This window comes from Cryobacterium sp. Hz7, from assembly GCF_004402815.1.
GTDB classification, from domain to species: domain Bacteria; phylum Actinomycetota; class Actinomycetes; order Actinomycetales; family Microbacteriaceae; genus Cryobacterium; species Cryobacterium sandaracinum.
Window position 1 is genome coordinate 1 of record NZ_SOFB01000051.1, and the last position, 1,735, is coordinate 1,735.

At 54.7% G+C, this 1,735-nt stretch carries 1 rRNA gene; it reads right to left on the reverse strand.

The features are described from left to right. Positions 1–37: 37 nt before the first annotated feature. Positions 38–1,559 (reverse strand): 16S ribosomal RNA (locus tag E3N86_RS12075). Between the last annotated feature and the right edge of the window lie 176 nt (positions 1,560–1,735).

The window sequence follows — 1,735 nt, forward strand, 5'->3', positions numbered from 1 at the left end:
CTCCCTGTATACAGAGGAGAGGTGCTGTGCTCCTTAGAAAGGAGGTGATCCAGCCGCACCTTCCGGTACGGCTACCTTGTTACGACTTAGTCCTAATCACCGATCCCACCTTCGACAGCTCCTCCCCTTGCGGGTTAGGCCACTGGCTTCGGGTGTTACCGACTTTCATGACTTGACGGGCGGTGTGTACAAGGCCCGGGAACGTATTCACCGCAGCGTTGCTGATCTGCGATTACTAGCGACTCCGACTTCATGAGGTCGAGTTGCAGACCTCAATCCGAACTGAGACCGGCTTTTTGGGATTCGCTCCACCTTGCGGTATTGCAGCCCTTTGTACCGGCCATTGTAGCATGCGTGAAGCCCAAGACATAAGGGGCATGATGATTTGACGTCATCCCCACCTTCCTCCGAGTTGACCCCGGCAGTATCCCATGAGTTCCCACCATTACGTGCTGGCAACATAGGACGAGGGTTGCGCTCGTTGCGGGACTTAACCCAACATCTCACGACACGAGCTGACGACAACCATGCACCACCTGTATAGAGACCTTGCGGGGCGACTGTTTCCAACCGTTTCCTCTATATGTCAAGCCTTGGTAAGGTTCTTCGCGTTGCATCGAATTAATCCGCATGCTCCGCCGCTTGTGCGGGCCCCCGTCAATTCCTTTGAGTTTTAGCCTTGCGGCCGTACTCCCCAGGCGGGGAACTTAATGCGTTAGCTGCGACACGGAGACCGTGGAATGGTCCCCACATCTAGTTCCCAACGTTTACGGCATGGACTACCAGGGTATCTAATCCTGTTCGCTCCCCATGCTTTCGCTCCTCAGCGTCAGTTACGGCCCAGAGATCTGCCTTCGCCATTGGTGTTCCTCCTGATATCTGCGCATTCCACCGCTACACCAGGAATTCCAATCTCCCCTACCGCACTCTAGTCTGCCCGTACCCACTGCAGGCCCGAGGTTGAGCCTCGGGTTTTCACAGCAGACGCGACAAACCGCCTACGAGCTCTTTACGCCCAATAATTCCGGACAACGCTTGCACCCTACGTATTACCGCGGCTGCTGGCACGTAGTTAGCCGGTGCTTTTTCTGCAGGTACCGTCACTTTTACGCTTCTTCCCTACTAAAAGAGGTTTACAACCCGAAGGCCGTCGTCCCTCACGCGGCGTTGCTGCATCAGGCTTTCGCCCATTGTGCAATATTCCCCACTGCTGCCTCCCGTAGGAGTCTGGGCCGTGTCTCAGTCCCAGTGTGGCCGGTCACCCTCTCAGGCCGGCTACCCGTCGTCGCCTTGGTGAGCCATTACCTCACCAACTAGCTGATAGGCCGCGAGCTCATCCTTGACCAAAATTCTTTCCACCCCAGAAGATGCCTTCCAAGGTCGTATCCGGTATTAGACGTCGTTTCCAACGCTTATCCCAGAGTCAAGGGCAGATTGCTCACGTGTTACTCACCCGTTCGCCACTGATCAGAGAAGCAAGCTCCTCATCACCGTTCGACTTGCATGTGTTAAGCACGCCGCCAGCGTTCGTCCTGAGCCAGGATCAAACTCTCCGTAAATGTTTGACTGCACGACCACCGAAGTGACCGGCACATCTAGTGCAGAAAGCCACCGGAATAGGCGAACAATCTGCAAGTTTGAAACTGACAGAACAAATCATTACTGACTTGCTTTGTTGTTTAAATGTTTTCCAAAGGAATCTCTTCCGCGGTACCCCCTAGAAAGGAGCCCTACG